Origin of the sequence: Vibrio sp. 10N.222.46.A1 (assembly GCF_041473595.1) — a bacterium.
Lineage (GTDB): Bacteria > Pseudomonadota > Gammaproteobacteria > Enterobacterales > Vibrionaceae > Vibrio > Vibrio tasmaniensis_A.
Genome location: NZ_JBFRSN010000573.1, coordinates 1 through 14,857 on the forward strand (window position 1 = coordinate 1; position 14,857 = coordinate 14,857).

Here is a 14,857-nt window from a genome sequence, read left to right on the forward strand (position 1 = left end):
ATTAAGTTAAAAAGAATGGTTTATTACACACTTTGTAACATTTACGATTTCTAATTGACCCTTTTGTCGAGTAATCTGCGCGGGCAATTTAAACATCTTTGTCACAATTGCACAGGAATCACTACAAGGAGGGAACTGATGAGTTCATCAGCTTCAATAAAAAACAATTCGCCTAAAAAACCTATTTTTACTCGCTTTTTAGATGGCGTTGAATATTTGGGGAACCTATTACCCCACCCAATCACTCTTTTCGCAATCTTCTGCTTAGCAATCCTCGTTACTTCAGGTATTGCTGGTTACTTCGAAGTGTCTGTTATGGACCCTCGACCAGAAGGTGCTAAAGGTCGTGCTGCTGACGGCATGATCCACGTTGTAAGTCTGCTTAACGCAGAAGGTCTACAACTTATTGTGACTAACTTAGTTAAGAACTTTGTTGGTTTTGCTCCACTAGGTACTGTACTTGTTGCTATGCTTGGTGTAGCGATTGCTGAACACTCAGGTCTACTATCTGCTGCAATGCGTGGCATGGTAATGGGTGCTTCTAAGCGTATGGTTACAGTAACTGTTGTGTTTGCAGGTATTATCTCTAACACAGCATCAGAGCTTGGCTATGTGGTACTTATTCCACTAGCAGCAATGCTTTTCCATTCTTTAGGTCGTCACCCTCTTGCTGGTCTTGCTGCGGCATTCGCTGGTGTGTCAGGTGGTTACTCTGCAAACCTACTTATCGGTACGGTTGACCCACTGCTTTCTGGTATTACAGAAACAGCGGCACAGATGATTGACCCGTCTTACACGGTTGGTCCTGAGTCAAACTGGTACTTCATGTTTGTTTCTACTTTCTTCATCGCGATTACAGGTGCATTTGTAACTGAGAAGATTGTTGAACCTAAGTTGGGTAAATACAACGACGAAGAAGCTTCTGAAGATTTATCAAATGATTCGATGGGCAGACTGACGGATGTTGAGAAGAAAGGTCTAAAACTAGCAGGTATTGCTGTATTGGCTGTTTCTGCACTTCTAGCGTGGACTATCGTTCCAGCTGACGGTGTTCTACGTTCAGCGTCTGGTACGGTTTCGGGTTCTCCATTCTTGAAGAGTATTGTTGCGTTTATCTTTGTATTCTTCGCTATTCCTGGTTTTGTTTACGGTAAAGTTACCGGTTCAATGAAGAACGATCGTGATGTGATCAACGCGATGGCAACGTCTATGTCTTCAATGGGCATGTACATTGTTCTTGTATTCTTTGCTGCACAGTTTGTTGCTTTCTTTAAGTGGACTAACTTTGGTCAAGTAATCGCTGTTGGTGGCGCTAGCTTCTTACAAGATATCGGTCTTACTGGCCCAATGTTGTTCTTTGCATTTATCCTAATGTGTGGCTTCATTAACCTAATGATCGGTTCGGCTTCTGCTCAGTGGGCAGTAACAGCACCTATCTTTGTACCTATGCTAATGCTTGTTGGTTACGCACCAGAAACGATTCAAGCAGCTTACCGTATCGGTGATTCAACGACGAACATCATTACACCAATGATGAGCTACTTCGGTCTTATTCTTGCTGTAGCGACGCGTTACATGAAGAACCTTGGTATCGGTACTCTGATTGCTACAATGCTTCCATACTCAATCTGCTTTATGTTCGGTTGGAGCATCTTGTTCTACCTATGGGTGTTCGTATTTGGTCTTCCAGTAGGCCCAGGTGCAGCAACGTTCTACACGCCGTAGTAACGTTAGTACAAGTCATATTGTTAGATTTTAAAGCCTGCTTCGTGCAGGTTTTTTTTGATCGAAAGTATGGTGTACCAATCACGGAAAGTGATCTGAAAGAGTGTAGAAAATTGGGATGATTTAAAAAGAAGAGATGGTGACAAGGTGGATCATCAATACTCCGTTAAAGTAGCACTTAGTATCAAGTGTTAAGTAACAAAAACGGAGTATGTCGACAAACATATCTACAGGTTCACGGTTATGGCTATGAACGAATCTCAATGTTTCTTAATGATTAGCGCTTTGCTAGCAGGCGATCAAGATGATTCGCGAACTCACGACGATCGGTCTGTGAGAGGGCGCTTGGTCCACCCGTTTGGATGCCGCTTGAACGCATGGTATCCATAAAGTCACGAATGTTCAGGCGCGCTTTGATGGTTTCTTTGGTGTAGAGCTCGCCACGAGAGCTAAGTGCTTGACCACCTTTGGTGATCACTTCATCGGCGAGAGGGATATCGGATGTAATCACGAGATCACCGGGTTCAGTGCGTTTTACGATTTCATCATCTGCAATATCAAATCCGCTTGGGACTTGAATTGAGTGGATGTTATTGCGTTTAGGGACAGGAACCAGATGGTTTGCCACGAAGGTACATTCAACCCCAGTGCGCTCAGCTGCGCGTACGATTGTTTCTCGGATAACCTTAGGACAAGCGTCCGCATCAACCCATATTTTCATAGTGTTCTATTTCTCTGTTAGCTTATTGCTCAGTTAACTTATTGTTCCGTTAACTTGGCTTCTAGCGTGGCAACGCGGGTGGTAAGTTCAAGGATTTGCTTTTCCAGTTGGCTAACACGATCGAGTGCTGGCTCTTCTTGTGTCGCGACTTCAACTTTAGGAACGCGATTCGCGCTTTTCCAGCTCTTGATGGTTGTGATTAAAGCGGGCATCGGAACCGATGTACTCATACGAGCTTTAACTAAAGCAACTGTAGGCTCTTTCCCTTGTGCTTGCAGTCCTTCAAGCACTGATTTCAACTCTTCAGACACATCTTTTGTCAGCATGTTGACCTCCATTTTTAGTCTTCAGCCATTTTACTCGCTCTGGTGAGTGATAGCGAATCATAAAACCGCCCATAGCTTGTGAGAGATCTCTTACAAAGGTTGTGAGATAACACGAATACATCGCTAGAGAGATTGAGGTGCATATGATTAAGTGGTTGATTTTTTGTTGTTTTATATAATTAACAACTTTTATGAATTCAAAGTGTGATGCAAATCTATTGTCCCAAATCGTAAATCGCGTAAATTAAACCTTGTCGGAAGGATTCTGACACGGAACAGGAAAGCACCAAGGATTTGGTTATCTTCAGGATGAAGATTTGGTTACTTAGGATTGAGTAGTCAAGCATGGAGCGTAAGGACATTGTAGGGATACAGTCAGTTAACAGGAAGTTAGCTGCAACGGAATGACAATGGACACCTTTAGGATTTAAAGGGTTGGATTAGCATCAGGACGATGTAAAGGACACCGCTCACGGAACAAGTGATGTGCGCTAACTAGGATTGTTAGCTTTCAGGATGATTGGACACCGCTAGGACGGCGAAGTAAAGGAAAGAGCTGAAGGATTACAGCCACTATTATGGATGATGCATGGAGCATTTATTAGTAGCCGGACTGCTGCGAGTAAGACCCTAGCCCTGACACTTCGGTGTCGGGGCTTTTCTTTATCTGAGGCTTTTCTTCTCTCTAGGGGGCTCTTTAATTCAGGAGCTTTTATCTAAGATCGCGACATCTGCTTTTCTGCTAATGGTCAACACAAGGAGTGTTTTATGACGATAGCAACCTCAAGAACGCTGTTGGTACCTTATACCGAACAGCTACAACACGACTTTATCAAGTTGAATTGCTGCCCCGTTAATCGTTCTGAAATGAATGGGCCGCACTCTATTGCCTCTGCGAAGTTCTTATTTCAAGAGATACTGCAAGACAACGTCGGCTTCTGCCGCGCTATCATCCACAACCAAACCCGTGAATATCTTGGGCATGTCTTTATTTCATCAGAAGAGGGTAGGCATGAGCTTGGCTTTATTTTGGATAAAGAGTATTGGAATCGCGGCTTTGCTAGTGAGGTGCTAAAACCATTTTTAAGTTTGGTGTGTTTTGAAGAGCGCCTAACGAATGTTGTTGCGACTGTGAATGTCGGCCACAACCCATCGATTAAGTTATTAGAAAAACTAGGATTTGAATTTAAGGAAACCAAACAAGATTCGTTTGGCCCTTATCATGAATATAGCTATAACGCGCACTGCGACGTTACATTCTATGAGGCTGTAGCTCAAACCGCATAGAGCGGAAGCCGACCATGGTCAGTTTTCCTTGGTATAGGTCATCACCTAATGCCGAAAATTCAAAATGGTACACAGTATGCCAGCGCCAAATGGTCGTGAGTTCATGGCGCATCTTAAGTTTATGACCGTTGAAGGCAACGCTTAATAGCTGCAAGTCGAGCTCTTTACACTTTCTCGCAATGGCAGCTTTCGCAAGCTCGGATTGCCTGCGCTGCTGCCAAAACAGAAAGCAAAAGAAGCACAGCATCAAAATAGCCACTAAGTTATCTATCATTTAGTCCATACTTCCTTTTATCTTTCTATTCCAATTGTGTTTTGAGCTCGTTGTTACGAGCTACTGAGCTGTTCTGTCTAGTTTTTATTGCGACTTAGCCGCTTGTTGTAACTCAATCAATGCATTTGCGAGTTCTGGTGATGGGTTCGAATTCAACAACGGCAAAAATACCATTCTTAGTGTCGGAATCATCACTAAATCTGCAAATAACTGATTGAACAGGTTTTGGTTGCCTGTTTGTGCGAGACGTAACAAGAATTGCTCGGCAATCGCTGGATCTTGTAGTGCGTGCCAGCTGCGACCCGCTAAACCAATTAACACCTCTTGGTGGCTTAAGCGTGGACTAGCGAGAACTTGGTTAATGATGTTATTCGCGATTCCTTGTTCTGCACCGGAAAGGGCACGAACCAAAGCTGACAGTAAGAACAGATCCGGCTCTTGACTGTTAATCTCATTGTCTGCCATCTCTTGTAAGCGTTGAGCGAGCTTATCATTGATTTGCGTGTGCTCAAGCGCCCCTAGTGTTGCGTATAGCGGCTCTGATGGCAGTTTATTCAATGCCTTGCGAATAGCGACACCGTTTTGCTGACTGCCTAAGCGAGCACACATATCGGTGATGCCTTGAAGACCAACGGTTTTCCAGTTGTCCCAACCTAGGTCGCCAGTGAAGTAGTGTTGAGCGTGTTCGTAATATTGGCTCGTCGCTAGGTCTAACCCTGCTCTTACTTGGCTATGAAATACGGCCATTTTGTCTTCTGAAGGCTTGAAGGTATATGGGTTGTTAGACAGCTTTTGTTGTTGCTCTTCGCTGATATCACCGTTCAAACGTGTGCCCATCGCTTCGATAACAAACTTAAGAAAATTACCCACATCCCCTTGATGCAGTAAGCCTCTTTCATCGAGTTTGAATTTTAGGAACCAGATCCAAGGTTGCTTGTGTTCGTTCCAGTAGCTAATCGCTAAGTGAGCTTGTTTCTGAAGTGGAAACGGGTATGGCTGTTTCCCCTGCTCAACATCAGAGAATAGGGTGTTGTCGATTTTCTGGATACGACGACCTAGGTCGTAGATGTCGTATTGGCAACCGCTATTCTTTAGTAACTGAGTGAGCGTGTGAATGGTTTCCATAGTAATAAAGCTCCTAACTTTCTTTCCTAAATAGATGGTACTCTATGCCCCAATTTCAAGGTCACTAGATAAATAACTTGGTGAAAAATGACAGCTGCCACAAAGTTACCTCCTTTACTTCAACAATTAGAACAACAAATGCGCCAATGTTCGCTATGGAGTGAACTTCCGCCTTCGAATGAAGCTTTGGCGAGCGTTGAGCCTTTTGCGATTGACTCGCTACAACCAGAAGAGTGGTTGCAGTGGATCTTTATCGTAAAGATCAACGCAATGATGGATGCCCAAATGAGCCTACCGAAAGGCTTTGCGATTCATCCTTATTTTGGTGAAGTGTGGAAAAATGAGGCAGACAAAGCTGAACTGCTAGTGACGATTCAGAGCATTGATGAGGTATGCGCGTAATGTTAGAGATCATTTATCAAGATGAGTATTTTGTCGCGGTGAATAAGCCAGCGGGTATGCTAGTGCATCGCTCATGGTTGGATAAACACGAGACTCAGTTTGTGATGCAGACTCTGCGCGACCAAATTGGTCAGCACGTATTTCCTCTGCATCGCTTAGACCGTCCAACGTCTGGCGTATTGGTGTTCGCACTGTCGAGTGAGGTTGCCTCAGAGGTGATGCCGATGTTCGCCAACCATGAGATGCAAAAGACTTATCATGCGATTGTCCGTGGGTGGATAGAAGAGGGCGATACGCTCGATTATGCACTCAAGGTCGAGTTGGATAAGATCGCCGATAAGTTCGCGAAAGAAGATAAAGAACCACAAGAGGCCGTCACTGTTTACGAGCCGTTAGCGAAAGTCGAAGTGCCGTATTCAACAGGCCGTTTTCCTACCAGTCGTTATTGCTTAGTTGAGATGATGCCAAAGACAGGACGTAAACATCAGCTGCGTCGTCACATGGCTCATCTAAGACACCCAATCGTGGGCGATACTTCACATGGTGATGGTAAGCATAACCGACTGTTCCGTGATGATTTAGACTCACACCGTCTGTTGCTGCATGCTTCTGAATTGCGCTTCATTCATCCTTTCACTAAAGAAGAATTGGTGATGAAGGCGAACTTAGATGAAACGTGGTTAAGGTTGTTTGAAACTTTTGAGTGGGATGCCAACTTAATCGATGCTCAAACTTGCTTGTCGAAGTAAGTCACGCGTGTTTAAGCAATCGCGAGTCTAAGTGAATAGAGAAAATAGAATAAAAACAAAGGGCTGATAGTGATATCAGCCCTTTTTGATGTCTGTGCGACCTTAACGGCATAACTAATGTAGGTTAGTTAATCGTTAATTGCTAACAGTTAATCGCGGGATCATTTAAGTTTTTCTAGATCGGCTTCGATCTCTGCGATCTTGCTTGATACCACTTTTTCTAGATGGCGTAAGTCAGTAAGGATCTTCTGCTTCACATCCACCTCAGCCGTTGGCGTCGGTTTGGTGATTTTGTTGAGTTCATCAATCACAAGAGTGAGGTTGCGGTTAATCTCGGTCACTTCTTTGTATTGATTATTGCCGCCGCTAACAAGCACACTTTTTACTTGTCGTGGGTACTTAAACTTAACGCTTTTCGCGAACAGTTCACCTTTCTGCTTACGAAAGTAAATCTTCAGGATATCTTTGTGCGCTTCTTGGCGAAGGGAGTAACGTTCAATCTGTTTAGGTTCGTGGATACCTAAGCCAGTGAGGTTTGGATACATAAGCGACCTCTAGGTTATGAATGTAATACTTTTATGTAATTGACTTGATCAATGTAGCAGCCTAACGACGAGCTAGATAGTTGATATCTGTGAATTGATTGTAAGTTGTGGGCAAGATCGCTCTCTATCTTTGCCCACACTTATTTGGCTATTAAAGCAGCTCCTAGAGCTAAACTTGTTTCCTCGTCACAACTTACTTCTAGCTCTAAATTAGCTTTCTAAGGTGCGAGTTCTGAAACGTGCTCGGTTAATCTTTCTCTTAAGGCTTGTTCTTGTTCTTCAGACAACCTTCCTCCCGCGTCACTGGTCAGAATAAACAAATCTTCTGCACGTTCGCCGATGGTGGTAATTTTAGCGCCGTGCAAATTGATGTCTAACTCAGCAAAGGTTGCGCCGACTTGAGCCAACAACCCCGGTGTATCAAGAGCTCTCAACTCCATCAAGGTGCGCTTCTTGCTCTTAGTTGGTAGGAACTCAACCCGAGTTTTTACCTTGAAATGCTGCAAGTTTCGAGGCGTGCGACGTGTCTTAATCTTAGTTGGACGGCCATCAGCCAGAACATGAGTTAGATGCTTCGCAACGGCTTTGTGCCTTGCTTCATCAATCGCTTCACCATGTTGATCAAGTACGATAAAGGTATCCAAAACGTGACCATCTTTACTGACCATGACCTGTGCGTCGTGAACGTTAAAGTTACGTCTGTCGAGCTCGGCAACAACGGTGGCGAAAAGTGCTGCTTGGTCTTTACAGTATACGAATACCTCTGTACCACCTCGTGTTGCTTTTTTGCTGATAAGTACTAAAGGTTGGCTCGGATCTTCTAAGCGAAGTAAGTGCTCACAGTGCCAAGCAATTTGAGTGTGTGTATGACGCAAAAAATAGTCAGCTTTAAAACGCTGCCACAACACTTCAATTTCACGAGCGGAGAAACCTTCTTTACGCAGCAGTGCAGATGCCATTTGTTGATTGTGACGAATACGGTCTCTGACATCGACTGGGTTTTCCAAGCCGCGACGCAGTGCTCGCTGCGTAGAATGGAATAGCTCTGCGAGTAGGGTACGTTTCCAGCTGTTCCATAGCTCTGGGTTGGTAGCACAGATATCAGCGACAGTTAAGCAAACCAGCAGCTCAAGTGACTCTTCATCGCGAACTTTTTTGGCGAATTCGGTAATCACATCCGGATCGTAGATATCACGGCGCTGAGCGGTCACTGACATTAATAGGTGGTTTTGTACTAGCCACGCAACTTGTTTGGCTTCAGGCTTCGATAGCCCATGCTCAATACAGAAAGAGTAAGCCTCAACGGCGCCGATTTCCGAGTGGTCTCCACCACGGCCTTTTCCGATGTCGTGGAAGATAGCGGCGAGGATCAGGAGTTCTTTTTTCTGAACTCGAGGGTACACTTCACAACAAATTGGGTGTTTGTCGTGGTTCTCTACTTGGCTAAAGCGGTTGATGTGCTTGAGCAGGCGAATACTGTGTTCATCCACGGTGTAAACGTGGAACAGATCAAACTGCATTTGGCCGACAATTTGGCTCCATTGCGGTAAGTACGCCGATAGCACGCCCAGTTTATGCATCAAGCTAAAAGCTTTGTGCAGTGCGTTGGGGTGGCGAACTAAATCCATGAACTTGTCACGAGCTTCAGGAATGGTATGCAGGAAGCGGTTCAATCGGCGACGCGCCGTTCGCAGTTGTCGTAATGTTGGTGGGCTTACCCCTTCGATCGTCGAGTCATTCGCGATATGGATAAACATATCGAGAATCGTTTCTGGCCGTGCTTGGAATAGGGCTGGCTTACGCGCTTCGATTAATGAACCTCGACGTTGGAAGTCATTGTCGAGAATCTCGGCTTCTTGTGTTTGACCACCGTTAATGATTGCTTGGTCAAACAGCTTAAGCAGCATCTTGTTGAGCTCTGCTACACGACGAAGTGTTCGGTAGAACTCCTTCATCATCATTTCTACGCCGCGATTGCCCTCACCAGTGTAACCAAGGTGTTCGGCTACTTGAGCCTGATGCGCAAAGGTAAGTCGGTTGTCATAACGGCGCAGCTCTATGTGCAGTGCAAAGCGAACGCGCCATAAGAAATCTTGGCACTCCACGAGTTCACGATATTCGGCATCGGTAAGAAAGCCATACTTGCTCATTTCTAACAAAGAAGTCGCACCGAAGTGGCGACGTGCTACCCAACTCAGAGTGTGGATGTCTCTGAGCCCGCCCGGAGTTGATTTGATATCCGGCTCTAGATTGTAAGTTGTGTCGTGATAACGAGCGTGACGCTCTCTCTGTTCTTGAATCTTCGCCTTGTAGAAGGTCTCACTTGGCCAAAATGAATCGGAATGAATCTTTAGCTTTAACTCTTGAAAGGTGTCTTCGCTTCCGCATAGTAAACGTGACTCTTGTAAGTTGGTCGCAACGGTTAAATCATCGATGCCAATCTCAAGACACTCGGCAATGGTACGGACTGCGTGGCCGACTTCTAGCTTCAAATCCCACAGTAGGGTGATGAATTGACTGACTTTCTCACCTAGTGCTGATGGTAGAGTTCTTTGCGAGACGATGAGAATATCAATATCGGATAAAGGGTGTAGTTCACCACGGCCATAGCCGCCTACTGCGACCAACGCAATATGAGGCAGTTTGCTAAATCCGAAATGCTCCCATAAACGGTTGAGAAGCAAATCCATGTATTCGGAGCGCAGCAGAACCAAATCGGTAACTGGATGATGATTTAGAAATTCACTCTTTTGATACTGCGTGAAGATTTCGAGCTGATTTTTTAATTCGCAGATTTCAAGTTGTTCGTCATTGAACGTAATAGGGCATTGATAAGGCATAGTCTGCTATCCGTGCAAGCAAATGAGAATAGTAAACAATTTAACAGAAGCTGATGCAAAATCGAAATTGAGCGGATAAAAAAATATCCTCGGCAATGCGAGGATATTTTCAAAAGTCTGAGGTGTTCAGTTTGTTGAACTAAGCGTTCTTCATGATACGTGGAATCGTATCATCACTGCGTAGTGTTAGTACTTCACAACCAGTATCAGTAACAACTAAAGTGTGTTCCCACTGAGCCGAGTTCTTGCTGTCAGCTGTGTACACTGTCCAGCTATCTTCGTCATCTAGACGGCAACCAAATTTACCAGCATTGATCATTGGCTCGATTGTGAAACACATGCCTGCTTTTAGCACTGTGCGATCGCTGTTTTTGTAGTGAACGACTTGTGGATCTTCGTGGAACTCAGAACCAATGCCGTGACCACAGTAATCTTTTACAATAGAGAACTTAGCGCGTGGGTTATTCTTGTTGTTTGTCTTGATGTACTTCTCGATAGCAGTACCAACTTGGCCAAGTTGAACGCCTGGTTTAACCTGACGCATGCCTTCGTAAAGTGCTTCTTGAGCAACCATGCATAGACGTTTGTTTGCTGGTGAAACTTCACCCACAAGGAACATTTTAGATGTGTCACCATGGTAACCTTGCGGACGAGTGCTTAGGTCTGCATTTTCGTCATCAGGAACAATCACAGTGATATCAACGTTTAGAATATCGCCATCTTTCAATACTGCAGGTTTGAATTGACCTGTGCTACCAGTCTCATCTTGTGATGCTGGAATACCATGACACACGATGTGGTTGATAGACGTACAGATAGACTTAGGGAAACCGTGGTAATCAAGTGGTGCTGAGTATGCGCCTCTCTCTAGAGCGTACTCGTGACAGATTTGGTTAAGCTCTTCTGTCGTTGTACCCACTTGGATGTGAGGTTCAATCATCTCTAAAATTTCAGAAGCCAGCTTGCCGGCGACGCGCATTTTTCCAATTTCTTCAGCAGTTTTAATTTTTACAGCCATTGCATATCTCTTAATTTGGTAGCACCTAAGTGTGCATATTGGGGCTATTCTATCAGTGCAGCATTTTAGCGCAACATTCCCATATCCATACAATGCTGGTGGATACTACTTAATTTAAGCCGATATTGCTCTGTAAGACGATGCTGAATCGATTTGATTAGGCCGCGATTTATCGGTGAAATCCGCTAATAGGCTAGAGTATAGCAGTCGCCATTTTTGGATTTTTTTCTAGCCATAGATAGACAAAATATGGTATAAAGCGCGCCGGACATCAGGACTGTTTTCTCCAATTGGCGAAACAAGCTTTGTGTCCACTAACTTATTTCTTTAAATCACACACATTCCGACACATGTTCCGGGGTGCCTCAACAACACAGATAACGGCTGAAAAGTGGTTAGTTGTTAGGGGTCGGATTCATGGGGGATGTGGAGGCCTAACCCCATAGAGGATTTTAAAATGGCAACTGTATCAATGCGCGATATGCTTAAAGCTGGTGTTCACTTCGGTCACCAAACTCGTTACTGGAACCCAAAAATGAAGCCATTCATCTTTGGTGCTCGTAACAAAGTACATATCATCAACCTAGAAAAAACTGTACCAATGTTCAACGACGCTCTAGCTGAAATCGCTAAAGTTGGCGAGAAGAAAGGTAAAGTTCTTTTTGTTGGTACTAAGCGCGCTGCATCTGAAGCTGTTAAAGAAGCTGCTATCAACAGCAACCAGTTCTACGTTAACAACCGCTGGTTAGGCGGTATGCTAACGAACTACAAAACTGTTCGTCAGTCTATCAAGCGTCTGAAAGAACTTGAAGCGCAAGCTCAAGACGGTACTTTCGACAAGCTTACTAAGAAAGAAGCTCTAATGCGCACTCGTGAAATGGAGAAGCTAGAGAAGTCTCTTGGTGGTATCAAGAACATGGGCGGCCTTCCAGACGCTCTATTCGTTATCGATGCTGATCACGAACACATCGCAGTTAAAGAAGCAAACAACCTAGGTATCCCAGTTTACGCTGTAGTTGATACTAACTCTAACCCAGACGGTGTTGACTTCGTTATCCCTGGTAACGATGATGCAATCCGTGCAGTACAGCTTTACCTAAACGCTGCTGCAGACGCGGTTAAAGAAGGTCGTAACAAAGATGTTGCTGCTGTAGCTGCTGAAAAAGACGGTTTTGTAGAAGCTGAATAATAGCGGCTCTGAGCCATATTTAGTTCATATTAAGCGGTCATAATCGATGGCTTAAGAACTGAATACAGTCAATATCAGGGGCCAATTAATTAGGCCCCTGTTTTTTATCTTTTTTAGAATTTACTGAGGAATAGAGAATGGCAACTGTAACTGCAGCTCTAGTTAAAGAACTTCGTGAACGCACAGCTGCGGGCATGATGGAATGTAAAAAAGCGCTTGTTGCTGCTGAAGGCGACATCGAGCTAGCAATTGAAAATATGCGTAAATCTGGCGCAGCGAAAGCAGCTAAAAAAGCTGGTAACGTTGCTGCTGAAGGCGCAATCATCATTAAAGAAGAAGCTGGCGTTGCTGCTCTTCTTGAAGTGAACTGCCAAACTGATTTCGTAGCTAAAGATGCAGGTTTCCTTGCATTCGCTAACGAAGTTGCTGAAGTTGCTCTAGCTGAACGTCTAGACATCGTTGCACTTCAAGCTAAGTTTGAAGACGCACGTATCGCTCTAGTAACTAAGATCGGTGAGAACATCAGCATCCGTCGTGTTGAGCTTGTTGAAGGTGTTGCACTAGCTTCTTACCGTCACGGCGAGAAAATCGGTGTTGTTGTTGCTGGTGAAGGCGAAGCTGAAACGCTTAAGCACATCGCTATGCACGTTGCTGCTTCTAAGCCTGAGTACGTTAACCCATCTGACGTACCTGCTGACGTAGTAGAAAAAGAAAAAGCTGTTCAAGTTGAAATCGCTATGAACGAAGGCAAACCACAAGAGATCGCTGAGAAAATGGTTATCGGCCGTATGAAGAAATTCACGGGCGAAGTATCTCTTACTGGTCAAGCTTTCATCATGGAACCTAAGAAAACTGTTGCTGACATTCTTAAAGAGAAAGGCGCATCAGTTACTACCTTCGTTCGTTTAGAAGTTGGTGAAGGTATCGAGAAAGCAGCTGAAATGAGCTTCGCAGACGAAGTTGCAGCGGTACAAAAAGGTTAATCCTTAGCGTATTGTTTGAAAAGAGACCGTGGCAAATGCTGCGGTCTTTTTATGAATAATGAATTATTTCCGGCTTTTAGCTGTTATGAATGCAAACTGAGCTCTTCAGTTTTTATCCATGACTGTTAATCATCAACTCTTTGGAAGGTAAGCTCCATGACTACGAACCCTAAACCAGCGTATCAACGTATTCTGTTAAAACTTAGCGGTGAAGCGCTACAAGGCGAAGAAGGTTTTGGTATTGACCCAACGATCCTTGATCGTATGGCTCAAGAAGTAAAAGAATTAGTTGAACTAGGCGTTCAAGTTGGTGTTGTTATCGGTGGTGGTAACCTTTTCCGTGGCGCAGGCCTAGCAGAAGCGGGTATGAACCGTGTTGTTGGTGACCATATGGGGATGCTGGCAACGGTAATGAACGGCCTTGCTATGCGTGACGCACTACACCGTGCTTACGTAAACGCACGTGTAATGTCAGCAATTCCTCTTAAAGGTGTATGTGACGACTACAACTGGGCAGATGCAATCAGCCAACTACGTCAAGGTCGTGTTGTGATCTTCTCTGCTGGTACTGGTAACCCATTCTTTACTACAGACTCTGCTGCATGTTTACGCGGTATCGAAATCGAAGCTGACGTAGTTCTAAAAGCAACAAAAGTAGATGGTGTATTTACTGCTGACCCAGTAGCAAACCCAGACGCAGAGTTGTATGATACGTTGTCTTACAACACCATTCTTGAAAAAGAATTGAAAGTAATGGACTTGGCCGCATTTACGCTAGCACGTGACCACAAAATGCCAATCCGTGTATTTAACATGAATAAGCCAGGCGCACTACGTCGCGTGGTTATGGGTGAAACTGAAGGTACATTAATCAGCGACGCTGACTAATTTTTCGGGCTTACTGAAGTATAATGCTTCGGTAAGCTTATCCTTATCACTCCAAATAAAAAGCTTTCTTGAAGAAAGAACATAATCAAGGTGAAATTGTGATTAACGAAATCAAAAAAGACGCTCAAGAGCGCATGGTAAAAAGTGTTGATGCACTAAAAAACAGCCTACAAAAAATCCGTACAGGCCGTGCTCACCCGAGCCTACTTTCTGGTCTTACTGTTGAGTACTACGGTGCACCAACACCTTTGACTCAAGTAGCTAACGTTATTGCTGAAGACGCACGTACACTAGCAATTACAGTGTTTGATAAAACACTGACTCCTCTTGTTGAAAAAGCAATCATGACTTCTGACCTAGGCTTAAACCCTATGTCTGCAGGTACGGTTATTCGCGTTCCACTTCCACCGCTTACGGAAGAACGTCGTAAAGACCTAGTTAAAATCGTTCGTGGCGAGGCTGAAGGTGGCCGTGTTGCTATTCGTAACATCCGTCGTGACGCGAATGGCGATCTAAAAGCACTTCTTAAAGACAAAGAAATTTCAGAAGACGAAGATCGTAAAGCACAAGACGAAATTCAAAAGCTAACTGACGCTGCGGTTAAGAACGTAGACGAAGTTCTAGCAGTTAAAGAAAAAGAGTTGATGGAAGTTTAATTTTCCATATTCTTTTCTTTCAGGAAAAACGCTGTACTCACGGTGCAGCGTTTTTTTATGCTATTCTGTTCGACTATTAGAATTTGATTCACTCTTTTATGCATAATTCTCAAGCGTTCACAGACTCTC

Annotated in this window: 15 protein-coding genes; 8 read left to right on the top strand and 7 right to left on the bottom strand. The window is 44.3% G+C overall.

What is annotated here, in order from left to right; all coding sequences use genetic code 11:
- The first annotated feature begins 138 nt into the window (after nucleotides 1–138).
- Complete coding sequence (locus tag AB4496_RS16225) at nucleotides 139–1,725, top strand: AbgT family transporter (protein WP_009847430.1); 1,587 nt, start codon at nucleotides 139–141, stop codon at nucleotides 1,723–1,725.
- A 277-nt stretch (nucleotides 1,726–2,002) separates the two neighbouring features.
- Here the strand turns inward: AB4496_RS16225 and AB4496_RS16230 are convergent, their stop codons facing one another.
- Entirely contained in the window at nucleotides 2,003–2,446 is a 444-nt protein-coding gene (locus AB4496_RS16230) for a YaiI/YqxD family protein (protein WP_009847429.1), read from the bottom strand.
- Between the two features lie 38 nt (nucleotides 2,447–2,484).
- On the bottom strand, nucleotides 2,485–2,772 hold the full coding sequence (locus AB4496_RS16235) for a hypothetical protein (RefSeq protein WP_009847428.1): 288 nt from the start codon (nucleotides 2,770–2,772) through the stop codon (nucleotides 2,485–2,487).
- A gap of 768 nt (nucleotides 2,773–3,540) precedes the next feature.
- Here AB4496_RS16235 and AB4496_RS16240 point away from each other — a divergent pair.
- Nucleotides 3,541–4,059 (top strand): GNAT family N-acetyltransferase, encoded by a 519-nt coding sequence (locus AB4496_RS16240; protein ID WP_009847427.1) that lies wholly within the window; start codon nucleotides 3,541–3,543, stop codon nucleotides 4,057–4,059.
- Here AB4496_RS16240 and AB4496_RS16245 read toward each other — a convergent pair.
- Complete coding sequence (locus AB4496_RS16245) at nucleotides 4,025–4,333, bottom strand: DUF3301 domain-containing protein (protein ID WP_009847426.1); 309 nt, start codon at nucleotides 4,331–4,333, stop codon at nucleotides 4,025–4,027. The two genes, AB4496_RS16240 and AB4496_RS16245, sit on opposite strands and share 35 nt — an antisense overlap.
- Before the next feature lie 84 nt (nucleotides 4,334–4,417).
- Nucleotides 4,418–5,458, bottom strand: a complete 1,041-nt coding sequence (locus AB4496_RS16250) for a DUF3549 family protein (RefSeq protein ID WP_009847425.1) — start codon at nucleotides 5,456–5,458, stop codon at nucleotides 4,418–4,420.
- A gap of 87 nt (nucleotides 5,459–5,545) precedes the next feature.
- Here AB4496_RS16250 and AB4496_RS16255 point away from each other — a divergent pair, with 87 nt between their 5' ends.
- Nucleotides 5,546–5,860, top strand: a complete 315-nt coding sequence (locus AB4496_RS16255) for a YqcC family protein (protein WP_009847424.1) — start codon at nucleotides 5,546–5,548, stop codon at nucleotides 5,858–5,860.
- Entirely contained in the window at nucleotides 5,860–6,609 is a 750-nt protein-coding gene (truC, locus tag AB4496_RS16260) for a tRNA pseudouridine(65) synthase TruC (protein WP_009847423.1), read from the top strand. Before AB4496_RS16255 ends, truC begins: the two co-directional genes overlap by 1 nt.
- 161 nt (nucleotides 6,610–6,770) lie before the next feature.
- Here the strand turns inward: truC and AB4496_RS16265 are convergent, their stop codons facing one another.
- The 3 genes from AB4496_RS16265 to map form a co-directional block, all read right to left on the bottom strand.
- Nucleotides 6,771–7,154: a DUF3461 family protein gene (locus tag AB4496_RS16265; protein ID WP_004734354.1), complete on the bottom strand. Its 384-nt coding sequence runs from the start codon at nucleotides 7,152–7,154 to the stop codon at nucleotides 6,771–6,773.
- A gap of 218 nt (nucleotides 7,155–7,372) precedes the next feature.
- Complete coding sequence (glnD, locus tag AB4496_RS16270) at nucleotides 7,373–9,994, bottom strand: bifunctional uridylyltransferase/uridylyl-removing protein GlnD (RefSeq protein WP_009847422.1); 2,622 nt, start codon at nucleotides 9,992–9,994, stop codon at nucleotides 7,373–7,375.
- Between the two features lie 139 nt (nucleotides 9,995–10,133).
- On the bottom strand, nucleotides 10,134–11,012 hold the full coding sequence (map, locus tag AB4496_RS16275) for a type I methionyl aminopeptidase (protein WP_102257776.1): 879 nt from the start codon (nucleotides 11,010–11,012) through the stop codon (nucleotides 10,134–10,136).
- 457 nt (nucleotides 11,013–11,469) lie between these two features.
- Between map and rpsB the strand changes: the two genes are divergently transcribed.
- From rpsB to frr, 4 genes are all read left to right on the top strand, one after another.
- Nucleotides 11,470–12,201 (top strand): 30S ribosomal protein S2, encoded by a 732-nt coding sequence (rpsB, locus tag AB4496_RS16280; RefSeq protein ID WP_009847420.1) that lies wholly within the window; start codon nucleotides 11,470–11,472, stop codon nucleotides 12,199–12,201.
- Nucleotides 12,202–12,338: 137 nt separating this feature from the next.
- A complete protein-coding gene (gene tsf / locus AB4496_RS16285; protein WP_009847419.1) occupies nucleotides 12,339–13,184 on the top strand; it encodes a translation elongation factor Ts in 846 nt (281 codons plus the stop codon).
- Nucleotides 13,185–13,340: 156 nt separating this feature from the next.
- Complete coding sequence (pyrH, locus tag AB4496_RS16290) at nucleotides 13,341–14,072, top strand: UMP kinase (RefSeq protein ID WP_009847418.1); 732 nt, start codon at nucleotides 13,341–13,343, stop codon at nucleotides 14,070–14,072.
- A 98-nt stretch (nucleotides 14,073–14,170) separates the two neighbouring features.
- A complete protein-coding gene (gene frr / locus AB4496_RS16295) occupies nucleotides 14,171–14,728 on the top strand; it encodes a ribosome recycling factor (protein ID WP_009847417.1) in 558 nt (185 codons plus the stop codon).
- Nucleotides 14,729–14,857 lie beyond the last annotated feature (129 nt).

What these genes read in the sequence shown, in the direction of transcription:
- AB4496_RS16225 (WP_009847430.1), top strand. Translation starts at nt 139, where the DNA reads ATGAGTTCATCAGCTTCAATAAAAAACAATTCGCCTAAAAAACCTATT.
- AB4496_RS16230 (WP_009847429.1), bottom strand. Translation starts at nt 2,446, where the DNA reads ATGAAAATATGGGTTGATGCGGACGCTTGTCCTAAGGTTATCCGAGAA.
- AB4496_RS16235 (WP_009847428.1), bottom strand. Translation starts at nt 2,772, where the DNA reads ATGCTGACAAAAGATGTGTCTGAAGAGTTGAAATCAGTGCTTGAAGGA.
- AB4496_RS16240 (WP_009847427.1), top strand. Translation starts at nt 3,541, where the DNA reads ATGACGATAGCAACCTCAAGAACGCTGTTGGTACCTTATACCGAACAG.
- AB4496_RS16245 (WP_009847426.1), bottom strand. Translation starts at nt 4,333, where the DNA reads ATGATAGATAACTTAGTGGCTATTTTGATGCTGTGCTTCTTTTGCTTT.
- AB4496_RS16250 (WP_009847425.1), bottom strand. Translation starts at nt 5,458, where the DNA reads ATGGAAACCATTCACACGCTCACTCAGTTACTAAAGAATAGCGGTTGC.
- AB4496_RS16255 (WP_009847424.1), top strand. Translation starts at nt 5,546, where the DNA reads ATGACAGCTGCCACAAAGTTACCTCCTTTACTTCAACAATTAGAACAA.
- truC (WP_009847423.1), top strand. Translation starts at nt 5,860, where the DNA reads ATGTTAGAGATCATTTATCAAGATGAGTATTTTGTCGCGGTGAATAAG.
- AB4496_RS16265 (WP_004734354.1), bottom strand. Translation starts at nt 7,154, where the DNA reads ATGTATCCAAACCTCACTGGCTTAGGTATCCACGAACCTAAACAGATT.
- glnD (WP_009847422.1), bottom strand. Translation starts at nt 9,994, where the DNA reads ATGCCTTATCAATGCCCTATTACGTTCAATGACGAACAACTTGAAATC.
- map (WP_102257776.1), bottom strand. Translation starts at nt 11,012, where the DNA reads ATGGCTGTAAAAATTAAAACTGCTGAAGAAATTGGAAAAATGCGCGTC.
- rpsB (WP_009847420.1), top strand. Translation starts at nt 11,470, where the DNA reads ATGGCAACTGTATCAATGCGCGATATGCTTAAAGCTGGTGTTCACTTC.
- tsf (WP_009847419.1), top strand. Translation starts at nt 12,339, where the DNA reads ATGGCAACTGTAACTGCAGCTCTAGTTAAAGAACTTCGTGAACGCACA.
- pyrH (WP_009847418.1), top strand. Translation starts at nt 13,341, where the DNA reads ATGACTACGAACCCTAAACCAGCGTATCAACGTATTCTGTTAAAACTT.